Here is an 18,935-nt window from a genome sequence, read left to right on the forward strand (position 1 = left end):
CTGCCGCTGGGTGACGGGCCGGAAGCCCCATGTGAACAACTCCATCTCGTCCCGGCGACAACCGGGACGATCCGGGCAGGTCACTGGGCGGCGAGCACGTCCACCACGAAGCGCAGCGGACCGGTCGGACGTCCACCGGCGGCAGCCTCGTCGTTGCCGTACGCCAGCTCGCCCGGGATGTCGAGCTGCACCCGGCTGCCCACGGTCACCCCGACCAGACCCTGGTCCCAGCCCGGAATGACCTGGCCGACGCCGATCGGGAAGGTGGCCGGCTGCCCGGCCTTCCACGAGGAGTCGAACTCCTTGCCGTCCTTGAAGAACACCCCCACGTAGTTGGTGGTGATGTTCTGGCCCTTCTGCACGGCCGGGCCCTTGCCCTTGATCAGCGGGGTGACGGTGAGCTTCTTGAGCTCGCCCGTGCCCGGCGTCACCGTCGGCTTGGTGCCCAGCGCCGGGTCGGCGCCCTCGGGCAGCTGCGGCGCGGGGGGCGCGCCGGCCTCGTCGGGGGCCGGGGCGGAGGCGGACGGGGTCGCGTCGGCCTGGGTCTTGGGCTTGTCGTCGCCCCCGCCGATCGTCACGAAGACACCGATCAGCACCCCGACCACGGCGACGGCGGCGAGGCCGCTGGCCCACGCGTTGCGCTTGCGCCTCGCGTCGGCGGCCTTCTTCTCCGCCAACTGGGCGGCCAGGCGGCGCCCCGACTTGGTTGCCGGGCTCTGGTCCGGGCCCGTCTGCTGCGTCCGCTCGCTCACGTCGTCGACTCCCTGCTGCGAAGTGTGGCCGGCACCCGGTGCCGGGGGGAAAGCCGACGCACACGGTACCCGCACAGCGGCCCACCGTGCCCGCCGCGGACGCCTCGGATCGCCCAGCGCGACAGTTCCGGGTCATTCCCGGGCGGTTATTCCGGGACGACCATGAAGTCGGTCACGAACGAGGTGACCCGCCCGTCGGCGGCACGGCCGATCCAGGTGCCGTAGCAGCCGTCGCCCCAACCGGTGGCCACTGTGACGACGTTGGCACCGCTGGCCTCGTCCAACACGGCGGTGATCAGCCCCGGAACCGGGGACGAGGGCAGCTCGGCCGGGATGAAGACCTCCTCGACCAGCTCCTCGTCCCAGCCCTCCAGGACGGCGAGGGCGGTCGGGTCGGCGAGGGTGCCGACGCCGGCATCCACCCCGTAGCCGAAGTAGTCGTCCGCACCGAGCGTGGCGACGTCCTGGTCACCCGCGACGGCCGGCTCCCAACGGATCGTCGGCTCGGCCGAGACGACCAGCTCCAGCGCGGCGACCCGCCGGTCCACCTCGGCGTCCTCCCTGAGCACCACAGCCACCCAGGCGCGCGCGGGATGCCGCCCCGGCGGCACCGTCACGGTGAACGGCTCCGCCTCCGGGCAGACCAGCGGGTCACACCCGACCACACGGCCGGTCGGCAACACGATGTCGCCCACCGGGTGCACCTCGATCAGGTATCCGCCGTGCTGGTCGGTGAAGCGGGCGCCGGGCGTCAGTAACCGGTCCAGATCAGGGGTGTGCGGCATGGGGGCTCCTCCGGTCGCCAGCGGCCGGCGGAGCGTACCCGGCGAGGCGGACACCGCCGCCGCTGCCGTACGGTCAGGCGCTCTTACGGGGTGCGGTCTTGCGTGCGGCGGTCTTCTTCGCCGGCTCCGCCTTCTTCGCGGCGGTCTTCTTGGTGGCGGTCTTCTTCGCCGGCTCCGCCGCCCTCTTCTCGGCCGTCTTCTTCGCCGCGGTCTTCTTCGCGGGTGCCTTGGCCGCCTTCTTCTCGGCTGCCTTCTGCGCCGACCGGGCCGACGAGATGGGCGTCGGCTCACCCCCGCCGCCACCCCCGCCGGCGGGCTGCTCGCCGCGAGCCGCCTTGGCGCGCTCCACCGAGGCCTTCAACGCCGCCATCAGGTCCACCGCCGCGGCCGGGGCCTCCTCGACCTCCTCCGGCTGGACGACCTCCCGACCCTCCACCTTGGCGTCGATGACCTCCTGCAAGGCGGCCCGGTAGTCGTCGGTGAAGACGTCCGGCTCGAACTCGCCGGTCATCGAGTCGATCAGCGAGCTGGCCATGGCCAGCTCCGGGGGCCGCACCTTGAGGTCCTCGTCGAGGAAGCCGAAGTCCGGGGTACGGATCTCGTCCGGCCAGAGCATGGTGTTGAGCAGCAGCACACCCTCGCGGACCCGCAGCGTGGCCAACTGCTCCCGCTGGCGCAGCGCCACCTTGACGATGGCCACCCGCTCCGAGTCGATGAGCGCGTCGCGTAGCAGCACGTACGGCTTGGTCGCGGCGCCCTCCGGCTCGAGGAAGTACGCCTTGTTGTAGAGGATCGGGTCGACCTGCTCGGCCGGCACGAACTCCAGCACGTCGATGGCACGGGAGCTGGTCAGCGGCAGGTCGGCGAAGTCCTCGTCGGTGAGGATCACCATTTCGCCGCCGCCGATGTCGTAGCCCTTGGCGATGTCGTCGTAGGTGACCTCTTCCCCGCAGACCGAGCAGGTGCGCTTGTAGCGGATCCGGCCGCCGTCCTCGCGGTGCACCTGGTGGAACCGAATGTCCTTCTCCTCGGTCGCGGAGTAGAGCTTCACCCCGATCGAGACGAGCCCGAACGACACGGCTCCCTTCCAGATGGCACGCATCCTGCGCTCCCTTCCCCGGTATCGACCATGCTCGCATCCGAAGGAACCGGACGCGAGGTGTTCGGCCCGCTACTACAATTCGGGTCGTGCCCGGAGCGCCGCTCAAGCCGATGCTCGCGATGACCGGGCCGCTCCCGGCCGGCGACGGCTGGGCGTACGAGTTCAAGTGGGACGGCGTCCGCGCCCTGGCCGACATCTCCGGCGGCGGTCAACACCTGTATGCCCGCTCCGGCGTGGAGATCACCGCCGCGTACCCGGAGTTGGCAACCCTGCCCGAGCAGGTCGACGACGCGCTGCTCGACGGTGAGGTGGTGCTGCTCGGCCAGGGTGGGCAGCCGTCCTTCACCGCGCTGGCCGAGCGGATGCACGTCCGGGACCGGGCCAAGGCGGCCCGGTTGGCAGCGGTCATGCCGGTGACGTACATGATCTTCGACCTGCTCCGGCTGAACGGCGACGACCTGACCGGCTGGCCGTACGAGCGCCGCCGGGAGGCGTTGGACGCGCTGGCGCTCGGTGGCCTCCGGTGGGCGGTGCCGCCGATGTTCACCGACGGGCCGGCGACCTACGAGGCGGCCGGGGAGCACGGCCTGGAGGGTGTGATGGCCAAGCGCTCCGGGGCCGTCTACCGCCCGGGGGTGCGCTCGCCGGACTGGGTGAAGGTCAAGCTGGAGGTGACCGGCGACTTCGTCATCGGCGGTTGGCGACCGGGCGCGCGCCGGATCGGTGGGCTGCTGGTCGGGGTGCCCGGCCCGGATGGCCGACTGATCTACCGGGGTCGGGTCGGCGGCGGGATCGGCGCGGCCATCGAGCGGCAGCTCCTCGCCGAGCTGGAGCCGCTGCGCTCCGGCGTGTCACCGTTCGCGCCGGGGGTGCCGCGCGAGGATGCGCGGGGCGCCATCTGGGTAACACCCCAGGTGGTGGTGGAGGTGAAGTACGGCCAGCGCACCCCCGACGGCCGGCTGCGCTTCCCCCGGGTGCTGCGGTTGCGCCCGGACAAGCCTCCGGAGGAGGTCGACGATGCCGGCTGATCGGCTACGGGTGGACGTCGAGGGCCGCGCGCTGGAGCTGTCCAACCTGGACAAGGTGCTCTATCCGGCGGCCGGGTTCACCAAGGGTGAGGTGATCGACTACTACACCCGGATCTCGCCGGTGCTGCTGCCGCACCTGCGGGACAGACCGGTCACCCGGATCCGCTTCCCCAACGGGGTGGACGACAAGTCGTTCTTCGAGAAGAACACGCCGGCCGCGACCCCGGACTGGGTGCGGGTGGAGAACCTGCCGGCGCCCGGGTCGACGAAGGGCCGGGAAACCATCGACTACGTGGTCGCCGACGACCTTCCCACCCTGGTCTGGCTGGCCAACCTGGCCGCCCTGGAGCTGCACACACCGCAGTGGAAGGTGGGCGAGCACCCGGACATGATGGTCGTGGACCTGGACCCGGGCCCGCCGGCCGGGCTCGCCGAGTGTTGCCCGGTGGCGGTGCTGATGCGTGACCGCCTCGCCGACGACGGCATCGAGTCGTACCCGAAGACGTCCGGCAAGAAGGGTATGCAGCTCTGCTGCCCGATCGCCGGCACCCAGTCGTCCGACCTCGTCTCCGACTACGCCCGGCGGATCGCGCAGGAGTTGGAGAAGGCCCACCCGAAGCTGATCGTGTCGAAGATGGCGAAGAACCTGCGACCGGGCAAGGTCTTCATCGACTGGAGCCAGAACAACGCGGCGAAGACGACAGTGGCGCCGTACTCGCTGCGGGCCCAGTCGGTGCCGTCGGTGTCGACGCCGCTGACCTGGGACGAGGTGGAGGCCGGCGCTCGCGGCCGGAAGCCGGCCGTCCGCCAGTTCACCGCCGCCGAGGTCCTGGCCCGGGTCGAGGAGTACGACGACCTGCTCGGCCCCCTGCTCGACGGCGGCCCGGAACTGCCCATCCCCTGACAGGCGCCGACGGTAGGAACCGCGCGGCCCGGCGTCCACGCTTGCGGACGCCGGGCCGGGGCGGCTGCACAGATCAGTGGCGGCCGAAGACCGTGCGGCTGGAGCCGAGCCGCAGGAGCACCGTCTCGCCGGTGGCGTCCTGCACCCCGTCGTTGTCGGTGATCGCGTACACCTCACCGTTGCCGGCCACTGTCAGACCCTCCAGCTTTTCCTGCGTCCACCCGTTGGTGGCGCGCAGCGCGGGCAGCACGTCCACGGCGAGCGTCTTCGGCAGTACGGTCAGCGGCCCGGTCGCCGCCGCACCGGGCAGCGGCACCGTGTAGATCCGCTTGACCGTGGCGGCCGGGCCGTTGAGCTTGTCCCGTTCGATGACCGCGAGTCGGTCGCCGACCACGGTGATCTCGGAGAGGCCCATCCAGTCACCGGGCACCGTGGTGGCCCCCAGCCGGTAGCCGAACCAACTCCAGGTGCCCGCCGTGACGTCGTACCGGCCGAGTCGGACGATGCCGGCCGGGTCGGTGCTCAACTCCCGCTGTACGGCCACCCACACGATCTCCCGGCCCTGCCGGTCGGTGGTGGCGGTCACCCCCTCCAGGCCCTGCTTGCCGAGGCCGGCGGCGACCTCTGCGGGCAGCGGAACGGTCTGCCGGGTCACCCCGGCGGCGTCGAGCCGGACCAGCTTGTTCTCCGCGCCCTTGGCGCCCTCCATGGCGAGCCAGAAGCCGCCCTGCGGGCGGGCGAAGATGCCCTCCGCGTCGTACCCGACCGGAGCGCCGGCCGCGTCCCGCACCGGCAGTGCGCCGGTGATCACGGCCGGCGTCTGCTTCGCGTCGATGGTGAGGATGCGGGTCTGGCTGTACGCCGCGTCGGTGACGCTGTAGAGCTGGTCCCGCTTGCCCGGGGCGGCGCTCAGCGCGCCGAGCGCGCCCCAACCGATCGGGGCACCCGACGTGTCCGAGGCGGAGACGATGCTCGGGAACGCCGGGCTGCCCTTGCCGAGCTGGAAGAGCGACACCGAGGCCCGGACGTTGACCGAGGCGTCGTCCTCCTCACTGGAGACCGCGAGCAGCCCGCGCGACGGGATGGGCAGCAGCCCTTCCGGCCCGTTGGTGGTCGGCAGGATCTGCCGGAACACCGGCCGGGTGGGGTCGCCCAGGTCGTAGACGGCGACGAAGTTGCTCCGCTCCGAGCCGACGAACGCGTACCGCACACCGTCGTACTCGGCGACGGCCACGCCCTCCGGCTCGGTGCCCTTCTTGCCGGCCCGGTCCTCGTTGTGCAGCCCGTACCTGACGGCGAGCCGCTCGAAGGTGTTGCCGGCGTCCCAGGCGACGCGTCCGCTGCGGCTGTCGAAGACCGACCAGCCACGGGTGCCGCCGTGCCAGTCGCCCTCGTTGGCAGTGGCGAGGTAGCGGTCGTCGACCCAGGCCACCGCGTCCGGCTCGCGGGGCACGTCGGTGATGCTGCCGGTCAGGTCGATGACACCGTCCTTCTTGGTGTCGATGCCGCTGATGGTGGCGGTGCCGGCGCTGAACACCCTCGTGAGCCGGCCGGTGGGCAGGTCGATCAGGGCGACGCCGTTGTTCTCCTGAAGCGTCACGGCCAACTGGTTGCGGCTGTTGATCGAGACGTACTCGGGCTCGGGGTCGGACGGCGCGGCGAGACCGGCCTGCGCCAGGGCGGGCAGCGCGGTGCCGTCGGCCCCGGTCAGCGCGACCGGGCGCAGCCGCCAACCGGCCGGAGACTTCCCGGTCAGGTCGACGATCTGCACGAACCCGGCGGGTGCCTGGGGAAGGTCGCCCTCCTCGCCACCGGGCGGGGTGGCCTCCTCGTCGCGCTCGTTCTCGATGGCGATCGCGGCGTACCGCTGGTCAGCGCTGATCGCGATCGAGTCGGGCTGACCGCCGAGATCGAAGCTGGCCACCCGCTCGCGACTGGCCAGCTCGATCACGTCGAGTCGACCGGACGGTTCGGTGAAGCTGGCGCTGGTGTTCACCACCACCAGCACGTACCTGCCGACCACGGCGACGGAGGTCGGCTCGTCCTCGGCGTCGCCGAGCTGGGCCAGGGAGAGCGTGCCGAGGCCGCGCGGCCGGTCGGCACGGGAGATGTCCAGGAAACCGATCCGCTTGGCCAGCGCGTCGGTGTGGATCAGGGTGCGGCCGTCCTCGCTGACCGCCGAGATCTCGGCGACCGTCGCCGTCGCCGGGTCCTCACCGGCCGGACGGTTCTGGAACACCGGGTACGTGGCGACCCGGTCGAAGGCGAGCGACGGGCCTGGGTGGTGGTGCGCGCCGGCCGACGCGGGGGTGGCCCCGGTCAGGCTGGCGGCGGCGACACCGGCTGCGGTGAGCGCGGTGAATGCTCTTCTGAGTGTCAAGGACTTCCTCCGTCAGTTCGTACCCGCACGGAGGCTGACAGCCGTTGGGGAGCGTCAGCTTGCGCGGACGTGAACAGTCGGCGAAGCGCGGCGCAGCCGCCACCAGGCGCCGCCGATCAGGGCGAGCGTGAGGATGGTGACCGCGACGTCGCCGGCCAGGGCCGCCGCCGGGCTCGCCGGGGAGTAGGGCGGCACCAGGTACGCGAACGCGGCGGCCATGACCAGGCCCGCCGACCCGGCCGCGAGCACGTGCCGTTGCCCCCAACCGCTGCCCGACGACCAGTGGGCGATCAGGGCCCCGGCGGTGGCTGCCAGCGTCAGTGCCACAGTCACTCCCGCCCAGCCGGGCGTCAGGTCGCCGCCGAACCGGACGAGGACGACCAGCAGACCGACCCAGAGCGGGTGCGGCACCCGACGGGCCCGACGCGGGCGGGGGTGACGCCAGCGGGGCAGCAGGGCGACCGCGGCCAGGACGACGACCACCACGGCGGCGAAGGACAGTTGGAGCGGGCTGGCCAGGAAGCCTTTGTCCCCGTTGATGTCCGAGAAGATGAACAGACTGCCGAGCAGGTAGATCAGACCGACGACGAGGAGGCCGGGGCGGCCCAGCCACGGCCGCAGCCGGCGGTCCGCACCGAGGAACGACTCGATCAGCACGATCGGCGCGCAGATCGTCAGCACGATGTGGTTGCCGACGTAGTCGAACGCCTGCCGGAGGCTGAATTCGAGCCCCGGCACCAGCGATGCCTCGGCGGCGGCGCGGGTGTCGGCGTACTGCGTGTCGTCCAGGAAGTCGGGGTTGAACAACGACTGGTCGACCAGCCCGGCCTGGAGTACGCCGAACGCGGCGGCGAGCAGCACGATCGTCGGCCAGCCCGCGCCGAGGTGCCGGGCGGTCTCCCGGATGAGGATCGCCGCACCGCCGTACATCGGGCCCAGGAAGATCAGCACCGGGAGGAAGTCGTCGATGGCGAAGCCACCCCACGAGCACTCGGCCGCCCACGGCGCGAGCAGCAGCAACGCGATCACCGGCAGGAGCCGCCGGCGAAGAGGCAGACGGTCGGCGGACACGAGACGGTCGGCGGCGGGGCGGTCGCCGGTGACGGGGTCGGAACCGGTCGGCATGGGCGCTCCTCGGCGGCGGTCTCTTCGGGGGTCACCTGCACGGTGCGCGGGCCACCCGGCCACCCGATACGGCCATCGGCCGACGACCGGCGCTACCAAAGTCGTTGAGTACTGTGATGCCGACGTCGACCCGGGGAGCGTGGAGATGCAGCCAACCGACACGGCCGACCTGGCGGCCCGGCCCGTCGAGGCCGAGCGTCCGCTGCTCAGCTACCGCGACGAGGCGACCGGCGAGCGCGTCGACCTGACCGCACAGCAGGTCGGCCAGTGGGCGGCCCGGAGTGCCGGCCTGCTGCGGGACGGGTGCGGCCTTGGCCCCGGCAGCCGCGTAGCGGTCCTGCTGCCGCCGCACTGGCGTACCGCCGCTGTGTTGTTGGGGGCTTGGGCCTCGGGCCTGGCGGTGTCGTTCCGACCGCGCGCCACCGCGGGCCTGGCGGTCCTCGAACCGGGCGGCGACCGGCCGTTCGATGCGGTCTTCGTGACGCCGGAGCGGCAGGACGACTGGCTGGAGGACGTGCCGGACGCGCCGCACCGCTACCTCGTCGGCACCGGTCCGGGGCGGCTGGACGACGTGCCGTTGGGCTGGTTGGACTGGTCCGCCGAGGTGCTCCGGCACGGCGACGGCGCTCCCGACCACACAGCCATCCACCCGTCGGACCCGGCCACCGCCGACGGCACCACCTACGGTCAGTGGGGTGCGCTCGCGCAGGAGTTCGCCACGATGCTGGACCTGCGCGCCGGCGACCGCCTGCTGGTCGACGCCGCCGAAACCGAGCAGCCGCTGAAGTGGTTGCTGGCGCCGCTCTCGGCCGGCGCGTCAGTGGTGATCAGCGCCAACCTCGACCCGGCGCGGCGGGACGCGGTCGTCACTGCGGAACACATCACCCGCGTCCTCTGAGGCGGGTCTCGAGTCACCCGACCGGTGGAGCCGCCGCCTTCCGTCAGCTCTCACATTTTTCCTGCTCATACGCTTCGCCGAAGGCACGCGCGATGGTCCGGGCGCGGCCACTGTGCACACCGGCGGAGGGTCGATGGGTTCGAGGCGTACACCTCGGGTTGTGGTCGCGGCGGTCGCCGGTGGACTCTTCGCTCTCGGGGTGGTCGCGCCCGGCCCGGCGGCGGCGCCGATGCCCCGCGCGGCCCAGGCCGACGGGCCCACGGACCCCGACCCGCGCGAGCCGCGCCCGCCGCTGCTGCCCGCCGACTTCCAGGGCACCGGCCGGTACGTCGTGCGGGACCTCGGCATCGACGTGCCGTTCTCCTGGCAGGGCCGGGACGGCAACAGCCAGATGATCGCCGGCGGCCCGGACCACCCGATCTGGTTCACGAACCTGATCTACGAGAACACGCTCTACACGCTCACCTACAAGTGGCCCAACATCCCGTTGTTCCCGCCCCGCGCGTGCAGCAAGGTCCCGGGTTTCTTCAACCGGCAGATCTTCAACGACAAGCTGAAGACCGCCCGTTACGTGGGGCCGGAGATCCTCCAGGGTGAGAAGGACCGACATGTCGACCACTGGCGGGTCGGGGTGGTCGGCGGCTCCGTGGTGCCCGGGGAGTTCTTCCGGTTCCCGATCGCGCTCGGTGACATCTACGTCGACCAGCACGACCCGAGCAGGTGGTGGCAGGTGTTGCAGTTCGGCCTGCAGAACCTCTTCGACCCGGAGCTGGACGAATGGTTCACGATGGACACCTTCGACCACCGTCCCGGTGAGGTCACCCTCCCCGACCGCTGCCCACCCCCCACGTCGTAGCGCGCCACGCGGTCAGAGGGCGAACAGCAGGGCGGCGTTCAGGAGGACGACGAGGGCGGTGGCGAAGTGGATGCCGAATGCCACAACCTTCGTTCCGCCGTTCCGTAGCACGATGACGGTGTCGCCCAGCGGGACGAGCGCGACGACCAGCATGAACCACGCGACCGCGTCGGCGGTCGTGAAGGCGATCAGGGCGAGGCCGAGCAGCCCGAACGTGAGGTCCTTCAGCCCCTTGACCGTCAGGTAGGCGGGGTCGCCGTCCGGGCGGGCCGGCACGCCGTACCCGGCGGCGGCGGCCTGCGGTACCAGCAGGAACCGCGCACCGATGAAGGCGACGAAGAGACTGAGTACGACGGCGAGCCCGTAGGCGATGTAGGACAGCATGAGTCCGGCTCCAATTCCTAGCGCTGCTAGATGATGGATCAACGCTAGCAGAGCATCGGCAGAACTGCTAGCAGTGCTAGAGTTGCGGTCATGTCGACGCAGGGACGCCGGGAGCGCGAACGGGCCGAACGGGAGCAGGCGATCATCACCGCAGCCCGCGACCTGGCCCTGACGGAAGGCTGGGACGCGGTGACCACCCGGCGGCTGGCGGCCGAGATCGAGTACAGCCAGCCCGTCCTCTACAGCCACTTCAAGGGCAAGGACGCCATCATGGCGGCGGTAGCCGTCGAGGGCTTCGCCGAACTGGCCGCCACGCTCGTCTCAGCCCGAGCGTCGGCCACCGACCCCCGTCAGGCGGTCGCCGACGTCGCAGCGGCGTACGCCGCCTTCGCCGAGCGGCGGCCCGCGATCTACGACGCGATGTTCACCCTCGCCGTGGACCTGCCCTTCGCCAGCCAGGACGTCCCGACCGACCTGGCCCGGGGCTTCGCCGAGTTGGCCGAGACGGTGCGCCCATTCGTCGGCAACGACGACCTGGAGGCGGTCACCGAGACCTTCTGGAGCGGCCTGCACGGGCTGGTCACGCTGATGCGCAGCGGCCGGCTCCGCCGCGCCGACCACGACCGCCGGCTCGCGGTCCTGGTGGACCGCTTCTCCCGCTGACCGATGCCGGTCAGGGCTGACGCGGTGGTCGCGCGCGCGAGGTGGTCGGTGGGCAGAGCGCACCGCGCGCCGCCAGGCAGTGGCCGCTCTCGTCGGAGGTGGCTCGTCGCGTCGGCTCGCCAGTCGACGGGTCTGGTTGCGCACGGTGGCTGCCCTTCGTCTGGAGCGCGCCGGAGCGCGAGGTCGTCGAGATCTTGGACAGTTTCCGTTCAGACGTGACGGAAAGTGTCCAAGATCTGGAGTGACGGACCAGCGGCACGGGTCAGGGTGGCGCGGACGACAGTTACCGCGTGCTGCTGTCGGCCCCACGCGGGCGACTGATTCGTTTACGACATCAGCTCCATAGCGAGCGGGAGAGACATCCCGTTCCCGCGCCGTGCTCCGCGCCCACAGTGCTGCCCCGCGCCCACCGTGCTGCGGAGGTCAGTCGACAGTGGGCAGCTTCGGGCCGAGGACGTCGTCGGCGTCGACGATCGTGTACGCGTACCCCTGCTCGGCGAGGAAGCGCTGCCGGTGTGCCGCGTACTCGGTGTCGATCGTGTCCCGGGAGACCACCGTGTAGAAGTGCGCCTGCCGGCCGTCGGCCTTCGGCCGCAGCACCCGACCGAGCCGCTGCGCCTCCTCCTGGCGCGAGCCGAACGTCCCGGACACCTGGATCGCCACCGCCGCCTCGGGCAGGTCGATCGAGAAGTTGCCGACCTTCGAGATGACCAAGGTTCGCAACGCGCCGGACCGGAACGCGTCGAACAGCCGCTCCCGCTCCTTGTTGGTGGTCGAGCCCTGGATGATCGGCGCGTCGAGGTACTCGCCGAGCTGGTGCAGCTGGTCGATGTACGCGCCGATCACCAGCACCTGGTCGTCCGGGTGCCGGTCGACCAACGCCTTGACCACCGGCAGCTTGGTACGGGCGGTCGCCGCCATCCGGTAACGCTCCTCGGCCTCCGCCGTCGCGTACGACATCCGCTCCGCGTCGGTGAGGGTCACCCGGACCTCGGTGCACTCGGCCGGGGCGATCCAGCCCTGCGACTCGATGTCCTTCCACGGCGCGTCGTACCGCTTCGGCCCGATCAGGCTGAACACGTCGCCCTCGCGGCCGTCCTCGCGTACCAGGGTCGCGGTGAGGCCCAGCCGGCGGCGGGCCTGGAGGTCCGCCGTGAACCGGAAGATCGGCGCGGGCAGCAGGTGCACCTCGTCGTAGACGACCAGGCCCCAGTCGCGGGCCCCGAAGAGGTCCAGGTGGGTGAACGCGCCGCCGCGCCGCGAGGTGAGCACCTGGTACGTGGCGATGGTGACCGGGCGGATCTCCTTGCGCTCGCCCGAGTATTCGCCGATCTCCTCCTCGGTCAGCGACGTGCGGGCGATCAGCTCCCGCTTCCACTGCCGACCGGCAACCGTGTTGGTGACCAGGATCAGGGTGGTCGCCTTCGCCTCGGCCATCGCCGCCGCGCCGACCAGGGTCTTGCCGGCACCGCAGGGCAGCACCACCACCCCCGACCCGCCGGCCCAGAACGCCTCCACGGCCTCCCGCTGGTACGAGCGCAGCGTCCACGGCTTGCGCCCGTCCTTGCCAGCCTCGGCCAGCTCGATCGGGTGCGCCTCACCGTCGACGTAACCGGCCAGGTCCTCCGCCGGCCAGCCCAGCTTGAGCAGCGCCTGCTTGAGCCGGCCACGCTCGGACGGGTGCACCCGGATGGTGTCGTCGTCGATCTTGTCGCCGAGCATCCCGGCGAGCTTCTTGCTCTTGGCCACCTCGATCAGCACCAGCCGGTCCAGTGCGCGCAGCACCAGCCCGTACGCCGGGTCGTTGGCGAGCTGGAGGCGGCCGTACCGGTCCATCGTCTCGGCCACGTCCACCAGCAGCGCGTGCGGCACCGGGTAGCGGGAGTACTTGAGCAGCGAATCCACCACTCCCTCGGCGTCGTGCCCCGCCGCGCGGGCGTTCCACAGACCCAGCGGGGTCAGTCGGTAGGTGTGCACGTGCTCCGGCGAGCGTTCCAGCTCCGCGAACGGCGCTATCGCCATCCGGCAGGCCTGCGCGTCGGGGTGGTCGATCTCCAGCAGCAGGGTCTTGTCCGACTGCACGATCAGTGGTCCACCGCTCACGCCAGCGTCCTCTCCTCGGTTGGCCGACCGGCTGGAACGGGTCGCATACCCGCTGCTGGCCGACCATCCAGTGTTGCACGATGCGGGACGGCGAAAGAAAGATGCTCACCGGGCGCAACCGTGATGGCACTCACGAACGTCTAGTAAAGGGACAACTGTCTGGGGAGGGCCCATGGAGCATGTCCGGATCGCCTCCCGGCTGGTTGCCCTCGTGGTGGTCGTGCTGGTCGGCGCGGGAGCGTGCGCGTTCGATCCGCAGTCCGGCGGGAGTGGTGGCGGGGGAGCCGCTCCAGCCGGCGCGGCGGAACAGGCAACGGGGGCGGGCGACACGTCCGGGCCCGACCAGCACGGCCGGCCCACCCCGGCCGCGCCCACCACGAAACCCTCCCGGAAACCCACGCCGAAGCCGACCCGCCCGGCACCCACCACGACCCCCGGCACCGGTACGCCGACAGTCGCCGGCTGCCCGCAGGGGCAGCACCAGCGGGCGGTGGAGACCCACCTGGCCCGGCTGGGCGGTTTCGGGGCGGTGACAGTGGACGGCCGGCAGTCCGCCGCCGACTGCGCGGCGATCAAGAAGTTCCAGAAGAGGTACGGCATTCGCCCCGTCGAGGGTCGCGCCGGACCAACCACCCTCGACGTGGCCCAGCGCCTCGCCACCACCGACACGACCCGCTGCAAGGCCGGCACCGGCACCACGTTCTGCGTGGACCTCACCCGGCAGACCGTGTGGGCGCTCCGCGGCGGCAAGGTGATCATGGCGCCGACGGTGACCCGCACCGGCATGTCCGGCTACCGCACCCCGGCCGGCACGTACGCCGTCAACTACCGCAACCCCAAGGAGTGGTCCAACCCGTACGAGGTGTGGCTGCCGTACTGGCAGCACTTCACCCAGGGAATGGGTTTCCACGAAACCACCACCTACCTGCACGACAAGTCGATCGGCTCGCACGGCTGCGTCAACCTGCTGCACGCCGACGCCGTCCGGATGTGGGAACTCGGCAAGGTCGGCACCCGGGTGGTGCTGATCGGCCGGCGGCCCGGCAGCTGAGTGACACGGAGCGAATCGCGGCGATAACCCCCTGTCCGACCGGACCAACGAGTGTCACCCTTGGAGTCCAGGGCCGGACCGGGCGGGGAGGCTGGGCATGACGGTCGACCGTGACGTGATCGCGGAGCACGAACACGCACCACCCGACGAGGTGTCCCGAGCGACGGTGATCGCGTACGCCGTCGCGGCGACACTCCTGCTCGGGTGGTTCCTCTTCGGCTGGCTGGTGCTCCAGCAGGGCTTCGTCGACTCCATCGGCGAGTCCGCCGGTGCCGGCTTCGCGCTGCTGTTGATCATCTCGGTGGTCGGCACCGTACGCCGCAGTCGCCGCTGACCGGCGGCGTCCGCGCGGTGGCGCCGTCGGTCAGTCCGCCACCACCGCCGCGGTGATCCGGTGCAGCGCGAACGTGTGCAGCATCTCGGTCCGTTCGTCCTCGGCCCGCAGGTAGCCGGCACCGATCGAGACCGGCTTGAGCAGGCGTGACGCCGTCGCCCCGTGCGCGTCGACGTAGCCCACCCAGACCAGCGCCTTGTCCCGGACCGCCTGCTGAAGCACCGCCAGTGCCTCGCTGTGGGTGTGCGCCGGCACCGGGCCGCCGCCCAGCCCGGGCGCACCGCCGCGCACCACGGCAGGCGCCCGTCGGGCGGCCCGCGCCGCCGCGTCGCCGCGACGGATGTGCTCCACCACGCCGAGCAGCCGGGGCATGGGGAGCTTCGGGGCGGCCAGCGGATCGATCGTCCGGGTGGTCACCGACACCCGGGGCGGGGCCCGCCGGATTCGCGGCCGGGCCAGCACAGTGCTGCCGGTGCCGTCCTCCTGCACCGGGGCGTACCCCGCGTCGCGCAGCGCACCCAGCAGCCGACCAACCTGGTACTGCGTACACAGCACGGTCGGCGCGAGCCGGCGCAGCGCCAACGACTCCAGCCGCCGGTCGGCCAACACCTCGCTGATCAGCGTCTCGTCGTCGCTGCGCAGGTACGCCCCGGCCAGGCCGACCCGCAACCCGCCGTGCTTGCGGGCCACGTCGTCGATCAGGTAGGTGAGCCCCTGCGGCACCGGGGTACGTGACCGACGCCGGAACACGTCGTGCAGGTCGTCGGCGGTGTAGCCGGAATCCAGGGCCCGCCGCACGCTCGCCGTGGTGACCCGGTGCACGCTGGCCCCGCCGGCCGACTCCAGCTCGGTCATCGCTTCCAACTCGACGGCGAGTGCCGGCTCGGGTGGGCCGGGCACCACCACTGTCAGGTCGGCCTGCACCAGGAAGTGGTCGACCGGTGCGGGCAGCAGGGCGTCCAGCGCCCGCGCGGTACTGGACGGGTCGCCGCTCTCGACGTCGGCGTGCACGCCCAGCGGGTCGTCACCCCGCTCGTCGGTCGACGTCAGGTCCCCCAGCAGCAGCCGACCGTACGAAGTGAGCGCCCCCAGCCCCGTCACGCCCAGCTGTGCGGCCTCGGCCAGCACCTCCCGGTGTGCGGCGTCCCGGCCCCGGCTGCGACGGGGAGACCGCCAGTCCAGCAGCTCCTGCACCTCCTCCGGGGTGGGCGCCGTCGCCGGCTCCAGATCGGCGAGTACGCCCAGCACCGCCCGTCGGGTGGCCGGCACGCTGGCCCGCTCGGCCTCGGCGGAGAGCGCGGTGATCGGCCGGTCCCGGTCGTCACGGCGGCCCACCAGCCCCACCTGCCGGGTCATGGTCAGCCACGCTCGGGCGAGCTGCTCCCACCGTTGGGCCAGCGAGGCGGCCCGCCACACCTCGTACCCGCCGGTCGGCAGCACCTGCTGATCCGCCCCGTACCGGCCGGTGGTCGCGCCGGGCATCTCCAGCTCACCGAGGAGCCCCGCCGCGTACGCCACCTCCAGCAGCAGCGCGGCGGTCGGTTCGTCCAGCCCGGCGGTACGCGCCAACCGGCGCAGGTCCCGTACACCGATGCCACCTGAACGCAGCACCGGCGCGGGCTCGTCGGCGAGCTGCTCCAGCAGCCCTTCGGTGTGCCGGACCACCTCCATGGTCTGCCCGGCTCCGGCCGAGTCGACCGCTTTCGGCTCGCGCGGCGCGGCGGCCACCGGCGGTGGGCTGGTACGCAGCGGCCCGAGGGGGCCGCTGTCGCGGCGCAGCAGCAGGCCGACCTCGCGGGGCAGCTCCACCGTTCCGCCGGCGGTGGACGAGCCGGTCGTCGCCGGGACCAGCAGTCGGTTGTCGACCAGCCACCGCACCGGGGAGCCGGTCGGCGCGCCACCGTTCGTCGGGTCGGTGAGGACCGGGTCCGCCGCGCCGAGCGGCGGTGCCTGCAACGCCCCCGGCGGCACGCTGCCCACCGGTGGGCCGGCCGCCAACCGGTCCAGGATCGCCCGGGCCGAGGGCGGGGCGGCGAGCACCGTCCGTCGCAGCTTCGCCGGGTCCGCGCAGAGGGCGGCCGCGCGCGGGTCCAGCTCCGCGGCCGGTCGGCCCAGCCCAGCGGGGTACGGGGAGACTTCGTCGACGGCCGGCAACACCTGGAGCGCGTGCTCCGGGCCGTACAGCAGGAAGAGCGCACGCAGTCGGCCCACGGCGGCCCGGACGGCCGTCGGAGCCGGCGGGTGCGGCCCGGCGGTCGCCATCGCGAGCACGGTGTCGGTGGCCGTGGTGGCGTCGTCCGCGTTCCGGGTGAGGCGGGCGGCGTCGAGGATCTGGAGGGTGAACTGGTCCAGGCCGTCCAGCGCGCGGGCCACGGAGACCCGGGACTGGGCCCGGATGGCCAGGGCGGAGACGTCGGCCGGCACGGGCACGACGAGGTCGGGCCGCAGTTGGAGCAGCGCGGCCAGTGACTCGTCGGGCAGCGACCGCAGGTGGTCGGCGAGTGAGGTGGTCATCGTCTTTCCACGCTAGCCCGGCACCGGGCTTCCGCGCCCCTCGGACGTCCGGTCGGCTGGGAGTAGCCGGTACGTTTCTCGACATGCCCGCACTGACCGTCGGATTCGACCTCGACATGACCCTGGTGGACTCCCGCCCCGGCATCGCCGCGGCGTACCGGGCGCTGACCGCGAGGACCGGTGTGCCGGTCGACGCCGAGCTGGCGGTGTCCCGGCTCGGGCCGCCGCTGCGTACCGAGATCGCGCACTGGTTCCCGCCGGATCAGGTCGAGTCGGCCGTGCGGGTGTACCGCGAGCTGTACCCGGCGTACGCGATCACCCCGACGCTCCTGCTGCCCGGCGCGCGGGAGGCCGTCGAGGCGATCCGTGCGCGCGGTGGCCGGGTGCTGGTCGTCACGTCCAAGATCGGCCGGTTGGCCCGGTTGCACCTTGACCACCTCGGTCTCACTGTCGACGAGTTGGCCGGCGACCTGTTCGCCGAGCAGAAGGCGACCGCTCTGCGGGAGCACGGCGCTACCCACTACGTCGGTGACCATGTCGCGGACATGGTGGCGGCGGCAGCGGCCGGGGTGCCGGGCATCGGTGTGGCGACCGGCCCGTGTTCCTCCGATGAGCTGCGCGCGGCCGGGGCGGAAGTGGTGCTGGACGAGCTCACCGAATTCCCAGCGGCGCTCGACGGGATGATCCAGCTAGCCTTGGAGCAGTAGCGGCTCAAGTGAAGCAGGGGTTTTCAGGTGCCTACGGGTCGAGTGAAGTGGTACGACACGGCCAAGGGATACGGCTTCGTCACGAGTGACGAGGGCGGCGACGTGTTCCTGCCCAAGGGGGCGCTGCCGGCGGGTGTCACCGACCTCAAGGGTGGCCAGCGGGTCGACTTCAGCGTGGTGGACAGCCGCCGGGGCTCGCAGGCCATGGGGGTCAAGCTGCTGGACGCGCCGCCGTCGATGTCGGAGCTGCGCCGTCGGCCGGCTGAGGAACTGCACGGCCTGGTCGAAGACATGATCAAGGTGCTGGAGGCGAAGGTCCAGCCGGACCTGCGCCGGGGTCGGTACCCGGACAGGAAGGCCGCGCAGAAGATCGCTCAGCTGGTCCACGCGGTGGCCCGCGAGCTGGAGGTCTGAGGCACCAGGCCGGCGGTGGCGGCCCGGTCGAGCAGTGCCGCCACCGCGGCGAAACCGGCCTCGCCCAGGTCCGCTGTGAACTCGTTGACGTAGAGGCCGATGTGCCGGTCGACCACGTCGAGTTCCATCTCCTGGGCGTGCGCCAGCACGTACTCCCGGCTGGCCGCCGGGTCCGCCCAGGCCTGCCGGACCGACTCGCGGACCCAGTCGGCCGCGGCCTGCGGGTCGACCGCCCCGCGTCGGGCCAGGATCGCGCCGAGGGGGATGGGTAGGCCGGTGTCGGCCTCCCACCACTCGCCGAGGTCGACGAGGGCGCTCAGGCCGTGCCGGTGGTAGGTGAACCGGGCCTCGTGGATGACCAGCCCAGCGTCGTAGCGCCCAGCCGCCACGCCCGGCATGATCTCGTGGAACGGCACCACCTCGATCCGGGCCGGTGGCCGCCCGGCCGACCAGAGCCGGAACAGCAGGTACGCGGTGGTCCGATCACCCGGCACCGCCACAGTGGCACCGGTCAGGTCGGTGCGGTCCGGGCCGCCGTCGCGGTCGCCCCGGGTGAGCACCAGCGGACCGCAACCGCGACCGAGAGCCCCGCCGCAGGGCAGCAGGTGGTAGTCGTCGAGCAGCCAGGGCAGCGCCGCGAAGCTCACCTTCACCAGGTCGAACGCGCCCCGCTCGGCCGCCGTGTTGGTGACGTCCACGTCGGCGTACGTCACCTCGACCGGCGGTGCGCCGGGCACCCGCCCGTGTACCAGCGCGTGGAAGACGAACGTGTCGTTGGGGCAGGGCGAGATCGCCAGGGAGAGCGCCACACCCTCACGGTAGTCCCGCCCCCGCGTTGCGGCCCGCGCCCACCCCGCCCGGTGTGATCCGCGTCGGAGATCCGCGACGACGGGCTGGTGGGCCCGGACCGGACAGTGGCCGGTCGCCGGCAGCAG

General features: G+C 72.1%; 18 protein-coding genes. 9 read left to right on the top strand and 9 right to left on the bottom strand.

What is annotated here, in order from left to right; translation table 11 throughout:
• Positions 1 to 80 precede the first annotated feature (80 nt).
• The 3 genes from ACIBEF_RS17505 to ACIBEF_RS17515 form a co-directional block, all read right to left on the bottom strand.
• Positions 81 to 752, bottom strand: coding sequence for an FKBP-type peptidyl-prolyl cis-trans isomerase (locus tag ACIBEF_RS17505; protein WP_396794310.1), 672 nt, complete (start codon positions 750 to 752; stop codon positions 81 to 83).
• 146 nt (positions 753 to 898) lie between these two features.
• Entirely contained in the window at positions 899 to 1,537 is a 639-nt protein-coding gene (locus ACIBEF_RS17510) for a DUF4241 domain-containing protein (protein ID WP_396794311.1), read from the bottom strand.
• A 73-nt stretch (positions 1,538 to 1,610) separates the two neighbouring features.
• Positions 1,611 to 2,639 carry a Ku protein gene (locus ACIBEF_RS17515; protein WP_396794312.1) on the bottom strand — a complete coding sequence of 343 codons (1,029 nt, stop codon included), beginning with the start codon at positions 2,637 to 2,639 and terminating at the stop codon, positions 1,611 to 1,613.
• Between the two features lie 86 nt (positions 2,640 to 2,725).
• Here ACIBEF_RS17515 and ligD (ACIBEF_RS17520) point away from each other — a divergent pair, with 86 nt between their 5' ends.
• On the top strand, positions 2,726 to 3,667 hold the full coding sequence (gene ligD / locus ACIBEF_RS17520) for a non-homologous end-joining DNA ligase (protein ID WP_396794313.1): 942 nt from the start codon (positions 2,726 to 2,728) through the stop codon (positions 3,665 to 3,667).
• Positions 3,657 to 4,571 (top strand): non-homologous end-joining DNA ligase, encoded by a 915-nt coding sequence (gene ligD, locus ACIBEF_RS17525; protein ID WP_396794314.1) that lies wholly within the window; start codon positions 3,657 to 3,659, stop codon positions 4,569 to 4,571. Before ligD (ACIBEF_RS17520) ends, ligD (ACIBEF_RS17525) begins: the two co-directional genes overlap by 11 nt.
• 73 nt (positions 4,572 to 4,644) lie before the next feature.
• Here the strand turns inward: ligD (ACIBEF_RS17525) and ACIBEF_RS17530 are convergent, their stop codons facing one another.
• Both ACIBEF_RS17530 and ACIBEF_RS17535 read right to left on the bottom strand, forming a co-directional pair.
• Positions 4,645 to 6,951 (bottom strand): esterase-like activity of phytase family protein, encoded by a 2,307-nt coding sequence (locus ACIBEF_RS17530; protein WP_396794315.1) that lies wholly within the window; start codon positions 6,949 to 6,951, stop codon positions 4,645 to 4,647.
• A gap of 54 nt (positions 6,952 to 7,005) precedes the next feature.
• The gene (locus tag ACIBEF_RS17535) at positions 7,006 to 8,076 is read right to left on the bottom strand and encodes a hypothetical protein (protein ID WP_396794316.1); all 1,071 of its coding nucleotides are present in this window, start codon (positions 8,074 to 8,076) and stop codon (positions 7,006 to 7,008) included.
• Positions 8,077 to 8,221: 145 nt separating this feature from the next.
• On the opposite strand from ACIBEF_RS17535, the gene ACIBEF_RS17540 reads away from it, so the two are divergent.
• Together ACIBEF_RS17540 and ACIBEF_RS17545 are read left to right on the top strand one after the other, a co-directional pair.
• On the top strand, positions 8,222 to 8,974 hold the full coding sequence (locus tag ACIBEF_RS17540) for a TIGR03089 family protein (RefSeq protein ID WP_396794317.1): 753 nt from the start codon (positions 8,222 to 8,224) through the stop codon (positions 8,972 to 8,974).
• Between the two features lie 133 nt (positions 8,975 to 9,107).
• Entirely contained in the window at positions 9,108 to 9,830 is a 723-nt protein-coding gene (locus tag ACIBEF_RS17545; protein WP_396794318.1) for a hypothetical protein, read from the top strand.
• Between the two features lie 12 nt (positions 9,831 to 9,842).
• On the opposite strand, the gene ACIBEF_RS17550 is transcribed toward ACIBEF_RS17545, so the two are convergent.
• Positions 9,843 to 10,214 carry a DUF4267 domain-containing protein gene (locus tag ACIBEF_RS17550; RefSeq protein ID WP_396794319.1) on the bottom strand — a complete coding sequence of 124 codons (372 nt, stop codon included), beginning with the start codon at positions 10,212 to 10,214 and terminating at the stop codon, positions 9,843 to 9,845.
• A 90-nt stretch (positions 10,215 to 10,304) separates the two neighbouring features.
• On the opposite strand from ACIBEF_RS17550, the gene ACIBEF_RS17555 reads away from it, so the two are divergent.
• On the top strand, positions 10,305 to 10,877 hold the full coding sequence (locus ACIBEF_RS17555) for a TetR/AcrR family transcriptional regulator (protein WP_396794320.1): 573 nt from the start codon (positions 10,305 to 10,307) through the stop codon (positions 10,875 to 10,877).
• A gap of 423 nt (positions 10,878 to 11,300) precedes the next feature.
• Here the strand turns inward: ACIBEF_RS17555 and ACIBEF_RS17560 are convergent, their stop codons facing one another.
• On the bottom strand, positions 11,301 to 12,980 hold the full coding sequence (locus tag ACIBEF_RS17560) for a DNA repair helicase XPB (protein WP_357221070.1): 1,680 nt from the start codon (positions 12,978 to 12,980) through the stop codon (positions 11,301 to 11,303).
• A 172-nt stretch (positions 12,981 to 13,152) separates the two neighbouring features.
• Here ACIBEF_RS17560 and ACIBEF_RS17565 point away from each other — a divergent pair, with 172 nt between their 5' ends.
• Both ACIBEF_RS17565 and ACIBEF_RS17570 read left to right on the top strand, forming a co-directional pair.
• Complete coding sequence (locus tag ACIBEF_RS17565) at positions 13,153 to 14,031, top strand: L,D-transpeptidase family protein (protein ID WP_396794321.1); 879 nt, start codon at positions 13,153 to 13,155, stop codon at positions 14,029 to 14,031.
• 97 nt (positions 14,032 to 14,128) lie between these two features.
• Positions 14,129 to 14,365 (top strand): hypothetical protein, encoded by a 237-nt coding sequence (locus ACIBEF_RS17570; RefSeq protein ID WP_357203765.1) that lies wholly within the window; start codon positions 14,129 to 14,131, stop codon positions 14,363 to 14,365.
• Between the two features lie 30 nt (positions 14,366 to 14,395).
• Here ACIBEF_RS17570 and ACIBEF_RS17575 read toward each other — a convergent pair whose 3' ends face one another.
• Positions 14,396 to 16,879: a helicase-associated domain-containing protein gene (locus ACIBEF_RS17575; protein WP_396794322.1), complete on the bottom strand. Its 2,484-nt coding sequence runs from the start codon at positions 16,877 to 16,879 to the stop codon at positions 14,396 to 14,398.
• 83 nt (positions 16,880 to 16,962) lie between these two features.
• On the opposite strand from ACIBEF_RS17575, the gene ACIBEF_RS17580 reads away from it, so the two are divergent.
• Positions 16,963 to 17,586, top strand: a complete 624-nt coding sequence (locus ACIBEF_RS17580; protein ID WP_396794323.1) for an HAD family hydrolase — start codon at positions 16,963 to 16,965, stop codon at positions 17,584 to 17,586.
• Positions 17,587 to 17,613: 27 nt separating this feature from the next.
• A complete protein-coding gene (locus tag ACIBEF_RS17585; protein ID WP_366605688.1) occupies positions 17,614 to 18,000 on the top strand; it encodes a cold shock domain-containing protein in 387 nt (128 codons plus the stop codon).
• Here ACIBEF_RS17585 and ACIBEF_RS17590 read toward each other — a convergent pair.
• A complete protein-coding gene (locus ACIBEF_RS17590; RefSeq protein WP_396794324.1) occupies positions 17,961 to 18,809 on the bottom strand; it encodes a 1,4-dihydroxy-6-naphthoate synthase in 849 nt (282 codons plus the stop codon). The genes ACIBEF_RS17585 and ACIBEF_RS17590 overlap by 40 nt on opposite strands.
• Positions 18,810 to 18,935: the final 126 nt, after the last annotated feature.

It is taken from the genome of Micromonospora sp. NPDC050795 (genome assembly GCF_044456785.1).
Taxonomy (GTDB): Bacteria; Actinomycetota; Actinomycetes; order Mycobacteriales; family Micromonosporaceae; genus Micromonospora.